We start from the raw sequence: 5,056 nt of genomic DNA, 5'->3' as shown, positions 1-5,056 counted from the left end.
CACGAGCTGCGCACCCCGCTGGCGATCAACCGCACGCTGCTCGAGGTGCACCTCTCCGACCCGCAGGCGCCGGTGGAGCTCCAGCAGCTCGGCAAGACCCTGCTGGCCACCAACGAGCGCAGCGAGCAGCTCGTGGAGGGCCTGCTGCTGCTCGCCCGCAGCGACAACCAGATCGTCGAGCGGGGCCCCGTCGACCTCGCGGAGGTGGCCGGCCAGGCCATCGACCAGGTCGCCGGCGAGGCGGAGTCCCGGCATGTGACGATCCGCGGCGCCCGCCGCTCCGCCGTGGTCCAGGGCAACGGCGTGCTGCTGGAGCGGATCGCCCTGAACCTGGTGCAGAACGCCGTGCGGTACAACGTCCCGGAGGACGGCTGGGTGGAGGTCACCACGGAGGTCCAGCACGGCCAGGCGGTCCTCGTGGTGTCCAACACCGGCCCGGTCGTGCCCGCGTACGAGATCGAGAACCTCTTCGAGCCGTTTCGCAGGCTGCGCACCGAGCGGACCGGCAGCGACAAGGGCGTCGGCCTGGGCCTGTCCATCGTGCGGTCGGTCGCCCGGGCGCACGGCGGGCACATCTACGCGCAGCCGAGGGAGGGCGGAGGACTCGTGATGCGCGTCACCCTGCCGATCTGACATCATGCCCCGGCCCCGGCGCGTGTTCGCTCTGCGCGGAATTTTCTCGTGTCGCCGCGATCGAATTCATGTGTGATCGATCACAGGTGCGCCGATTCGGCCATCTACTCTCCGTGATCATGGATCCCGTCGTAAGGCCGGAAAAGTCCCGGTTTTCAGGGGCCCCGTTCACGGGAAGTACACGGTGAGGTGCCTTTGAAGTGCGGCATCGGGACCGTGTACGGTCCCCTTCGCCATCCAAGCCGATCACTCATGAGGAGTCCGGTTGGGTGTCGATTGAGTAACAGACCTTGATGTGAGGCAAAATCTCCGCCTCAGGTCGGGCACAAGTCCGGCCTCTCACGCGTTACGTGCGCTGGAGACACCGCATACACCCAGAGGGGGAGAGCGACATGGCTACCGACTACGACACTCCACGCAAGACCGACGACGACGTCGACTCGGACAGCCTGGAAGAGCTGAAGGCCCGGCGGAACGACAAGTCGGCCTCGGCCGTGGACGTCGACGAGTTCGAGGCCGCCGAGGGCCTCGAGCTGCCCGGTGCGGACCTCTCGAACGAGGAGCTGGCCGTCCGGGTCCTGCCCAAGCAGCAGGACGAGTTCACCTGCATGAGCTGCTTCCTGGTGCACCACCGCAGCCAGCTGGCCCGCGAGAAGAACGGCCAGCCGATCTGCCGCGACTGCGACTGAGGCGGGGTCGGCCGTGACTGGCTCGACCCCACCGCGGAAGCGCCGCTTCTTCTCGAAGGGAGCGGACCAAGGGTCCCCCGCGGACCCGCAGCACGACACGCGTGAATCCGAGCGAGGCTCAACCGGTTCCGGGGCGGCCTCGCTCGAAGCGCCGGCCGGCCGGGGTGACCTCCCGGCGTCCGTGGAGGTCACCGCGCCCGTGGCGCGCAGGCGCACCGCCGTCGTCCGGGAGAAGGCCCTGGACGGCGTCCGCAAGGGCGGAGCGCGCGCCCGCGCGGGACTGGCGCACCTCGCCGACCGGATCATCGACATCGCCCCGCGTGTGCCCGTACGGGACCTCGCGACCCTGCGGGAGCAGTTCCCCGGGCTCGGGCCCGAGGAGCTCGCCGACAAGCTCGTGGCGGGCGCCGCCAAGGCCACGGCGACCGTCGGGGCCGGCGTCGGAGCCGCCGCCATGATGCCCGTACCGCCCGCGATGCCGACGGAACTGGCCGCGGAGGTCACCGGCGTCGCAGCGATCGAACTGAAGCTGATCGCGGAACTCCACGAGGTCTACGGCGTACGACCGGTCGGCACCCTCGCCCAGCGCAGCACCGTCTACCTCAACTCCTGGTCCCAGGAGCGCGGCATCGAGGCGACCAGGCCCTCCACCGTCAGCGCCGCGCTGAACAGCCGCATGAAGCGCGAACTGCGCCAGCGGATCATGAAACGCACGGTGCGCAACCTGCCGAACCTGATGCCGTTCCTGGTGGGCGCGGCCGTGGGCGCCGTGATGAACCGGCGCGACACCAGAAAGCTCGCCGCCCGCATCCGGGACGACCTGCGCACGATCCAGGTGCCCTGGGACGAGCTGCCCGAACTCCCGGCGCTGGAGCGCCCGCACGACGCCCTCCCCGAGCACGCGCTGGAACTCGACATGCACGCCGACCGTCCCCGCGAGGACGACGACGGCCCCCGATGAGACGATCCCGATGACCGCCCGGGGACGGGCCGCTACGCGGCGTCCGCCGCGTCCCGCGCCGCCCGGAGCGCCTGCGCCAGCCGCTCGGGCTCACGGGTGGACAGGAAGACGTACGGAGTGGGGTCCTCCGGGTCCGTGACGGTCACCCGCAGCGCACCGGGGACGTACGCCCGCAGCAGCATGAACGCGCGCGGGTCGGCCTTGGGGCCGCGCCAGGCGCGCGCCTCCTCCGCGTCCAGCACCTCCGCGTCGCCGAGCGCCGACGCCGGGATCTTCGCCTCGCCCGCGATCAGATGACCGTTCACGACCCGGATCCGCACCGAGCCGTACGCGCTGACCACGACCGCCGCCGCGGCGGTGCCGCCGGCCAGCCCGGCCAGCATCGGCAGGGTGCCGAACGGCACCATGATCAGCGCGAGCGAGGCCCCGGCCAGGAAGCACAGGAACCACCAGGAGCGGGGAGCGGTGAGGCGTTCGTCGTACGGGGCGGCGGAAAGCTGCATGGATCCAAGCTTGGCACGCCTCCCGCGAGGGTCCCGCGCCAGGGCGGACGCGTCACCGGCCGCCTTGCGGGGGACGGGTAAGGTCTGCGCCTGTGAGTGGTACTTCCGCAGCTCTTCAGCCCCCCGCCGACGCCGTGCCGCCCGTGCGTCACCCCGACGCCCCCGCGCCGGGCGAGCTCCTGGGCGCCCACTACGGGCAGTGCTTCGGCTGCGGCGACGAACAGCCGCACGGGCTGCACCTCCAGGCGCGGGCCGGCGAAGGCGTGTCGATCACCGCCGAGTTCACCGTGCAGCCCGCGCACCAGGGCGCCCCCGGCCTCGCCCACGGCGGGGTGCTGGCCACCGCTCTCGACGAGACGCTCGGCTCGCTGAACTGGCTGCTGCGCACCATCGCCGTCACCGGACGGCTGGAGACCGACTTCGTCCGGCCCGTGCCCGTCGGCACCGTGCTGCACCTCCAGGCGGAGGTGACCGCCGTCGCCGGACGGAAGATCTACTGCACCGCCACCGGACGCATCGGCGGCCCCGACGGCCCGGTCGCCGTCCGCGCGGACGCCCTGTTCATCGAGGTCAAGGTGGACCACTTCGTCGACCACGGCCGCCAGGAGGAGATCCAGGCCGCGATGCGGGACCCCGACCAGGTCCGCCGGACCCGCGCCTTCGAGGTGAACCCGTGAGCGGGCGCGGCGCACTCGAGGTGCTCATCCGGCGCGTCGACCCCGACGTACCGCTTCCGGCGTACGAGCACCCAGGCGACGCGGGCGCCGATCTGCGCACCACCGAGGCCTGCGAGCTGGGCCCGGGTGAGCGGGCCGTGCTGCCCACCGGGGTGTCTGTCGCGCTGCCGGAGGGGTACGCGGCCTTCGTGCACCCGCGATCCGGTCTTGCCGCACGCTGCGGCGTCGCCCTGGTGAATGCCCCGGGGACGATTGATGCCGGGTACCGTGGGGAGATCAAGGTGATCGTGGTGAATCTCGACCCGCGCGAGTCCGTGCGGTTCGAGCGCTTCGACCGGATTGCCCAACTGGTCGTCCAGCAGGTCGAGAGGGTGCGCTTCGTGTCGGTCGCACAGCTGCCCGCATCGGCCCGGGCCGAGGGGGGCTTCGGATCCACCGGCGGCCATGCCGCGGTGGAAGGTAAGAGCGGCACAAGCGTTCAGGCCGCCGAGGGCGGTACAGCGGGTGGGAATCGATACGCTTCGGTCGTATCCGACCGGGAAGGACAGTGACGTGTTCGGACGTCGCAAGAAGAGGGATGCCGCCGACGGTGCGGCCGGCGAGGCCGAGCAGGTCGTCGACGGTGTCGACGCTGAGGCGGACGAGGAGACCGGGCGCGTGAGGCTCGAGCCCGCGCCCCGGCCCGACGGGCCCTGGGACAGCTCCGAGGTCCGTGAGCCCGGCGAGGGCCGGGTCGATCTGGGCGGTCTGTTCGTGCCCGGTGTGGACGGCATGGAACTGCGCGTGGAGGTCGCGGGCGACGCGATCGTCGCGGCCACCGTCGTGCTGCGGGACAGCGCCGTCCAGTTGCAGGCCTTCGCCGCGCCCAAGCGCGAGGGCATCTGGGGCGAGGTGCGCGAGGAGATCGCGTCCGGCATCACCCAGCAGGGCGGCATCATCGACGAGGTCGAGGGCCCGCTGGGCTGGGAGCTGCGCGCCCAGGTGCCGGTGCAGCTGCCGGACGGCACCGGCGGCTTCCAGGTCGTGCGGTTCGTCGGCGTGGACGGCCCCCGCTGGTTCCTGCGCGGAGTGATCTCCGGGCAGGGCGCGGTGCAGCCGCAGGCGGCGGGGCTGCTGGAGCAGATCTTCCGGGACACGGTGGTGGTGCGCGGGGACGGGCCCATGGCGCCGCGCGACCCGATCGTCCTGAAGCTGCCGAACGACGCGCAGATGGTGCCGGAGAACGTGCAGCAGGAGGAAGGGTCGCGGTTCGCGGGCGGGATGAGCCGGCTGCAGCGGGGGCCTGAGATCACCGAAGTGCGGTAGTTCTTTTCTCGTCGGCCCGCGGGGCCGGTCGTTCGCGGCCGGTTCCGCGGGCCGACGTGTTTTCCGGGGCTCCGCCCCGGACCNNGGGGGCGACTTCCTGGTGCGGCGCCCCTTGACGGCCGATTGGTCTGGACCTACCGTCCCGGATCAGTCCGGGTGTTCAAAGGAGCGCCCCCTGTTCATGTACGGGAACGGATGGCCCCCACATGTCCGCTTCACGGCCCCGGCGCCGCCCCCTCCGCGCCGCCCTGTTCAGCCTCCTGACCACCGCCCTCGCCGGCACCCTCG

The 5,056-nt window shown here is 71.9% G+C and carries 7 protein-coding genes; 6 read left to right on the top strand and 1 reads right to left on the bottom strand.

What is annotated here, in order from left to right; translation table 11 throughout:
• The 3 genes from CCN29_RS15530 to CCN29_RS15520 form a co-directional block, all read left to right on the top strand.
• The coding region (locus tag CCN29_RS15530; RefSeq protein ID WP_143661339.1) for a sensor histidine kinase at nt 1–633 on the top strand (633 nt) is incomplete at its 5' end.
• Nucleotides 634–1,025: 392 nt separating this feature from the next.
• Entirely contained in the window at nt 1,026–1,322 is a 297-nt protein-coding gene (locus CCN29_RS15525; protein ID WP_003993510.1) for a DUF4193 domain-containing protein, read from the top strand.
• A 13-nt stretch (nt 1,323–1,335) separates the two neighbouring features.
• Complete coding sequence (locus CCN29_RS15520; protein ID WP_086682503.1) at nt 1,336–2,283, top strand: hypothetical protein; 948 nt, start codon at nt 1,336–1,338, stop codon at nt 2,281–2,283.
• A 32-nt stretch (nt 2,284–2,315) separates the two neighbouring features.
• Here the strand turns inward: CCN29_RS15520 and CCN29_RS15515 are convergent, their stop codons facing one another.
• The gene (locus tag CCN29_RS15515) at nt 2,316–2,786 is read right to left on the bottom strand and encodes a DUF3093 domain-containing protein (protein ID WP_006136386.1); all 471 of its coding nucleotides are present in this window, start codon (nt 2,784–2,786) and stop codon (nt 2,316–2,318) included.
• Between the two features lie 92 nt (nt 2,787–2,878).
• Here CCN29_RS15515 and CCN29_RS15510 point away from each other — a divergent pair, with 92 nt between their 5' ends.
• Genes CCN29_RS15510 through CCN29_RS15500 form a run of 3 tightly spaced genes read left to right on the top strand, consistent with a single transcriptional unit; the run spans nt 2,879 to nt 4,768 of the window.
• The gene (locus CCN29_RS15510; RefSeq protein WP_086682500.1) at nt 2,879–3,463 is read left to right on the top strand and encodes a PaaI family thioesterase; all 585 of its coding nucleotides are present in this window, start codon (nt 2,879–2,881) and stop codon (nt 3,461–3,463) included.
• Nucleotides 3,460–4,014, top strand: coding sequence for a dUTP diphosphatase (gene dut / locus CCN29_RS15505; protein ID WP_006136384.1), 555 nt, complete (start codon nt 3,460–3,462; stop codon nt 4,012–4,014). The genes CCN29_RS15510 and dut overlap by 4 nt, the downstream gene beginning before the upstream one ends.
• A 1-nt stretch (nt 4,015) precedes the next feature.
• On the top strand, nt 4,016–4,768 hold the full coding sequence (locus CCN29_RS15500; protein ID WP_086682497.1) for a DUF3710 domain-containing protein: 753 nt from the start codon (nt 4,016–4,018) through the stop codon (nt 4,766–4,768).
• Nucleotides 4,769–5,056: the final 288 nt, after the last annotated feature.

It is taken from the genome of Streptomyces pseudogriseolus (assembly GCA_002154585.1).
Classification (GTDB): domain Bacteria; phylum Actinomycetota; class Actinomycetes; order Streptomycetales; family Streptomycetaceae; genus Streptomyces; species Streptomyces pseudogriseolus.
This window is presented reverse-complemented; position numbering and strand designations above follow the sequence as displayed.